Below are 317 nucleotides of genomic sequence, written 5' to 3'. Positions count from 1 at the left end.
GGTCTATGTCGCCGGTAACGCGGTAAATGCGCTTGATGTTCATGTTCTTGATGGCCTCGTAGACCTGCTTCCTCTTGGTTGGCTCTATCCTTGCGAAGACGAAGACGTCGCCCTTTCTCTCCCCGAGGAGGTCGAGGGCCTTCTCGGTGAGGTCTATGAAGCCCCTTCCCGTCCTGATGTAGCCGAGCTCCTTTAGGACCTTGAGGTGGTTGCTGAGTGCCTGTCTGGTTATTCCAAGCTCCTCGGCCAGCTCATCCTGGGTTTTCTCCACGGTGTGGACCTCTATGCTCTTGCCCTCATCGTAGAGCTTCCTGAGA

At 55.8% G+C, this 317-nt stretch carries 1 protein-coding gene; it reads right to left on the bottom strand.

What is annotated here, in order from left to right; translation table 11 throughout:
- Positions 1–317: MarR family transcriptional regulator (locus tag MVC73_RS10850; protein ID WP_297510994.1), on the bottom strand; the 317-nt coding region annotated here is incomplete at both ends.

It is taken from the genome of Thermococcus sp. (assembly GCF_027052235.1).
Lineage (GTDB): Archaea > Methanobacteriota_B > Thermococci > Thermococcales > Thermococcaceae > Thermococcus.
Note: the sequence above shows the minus strand (reverse complement) of the source record. Positions and strands in the feature narration are given on the sequence as shown.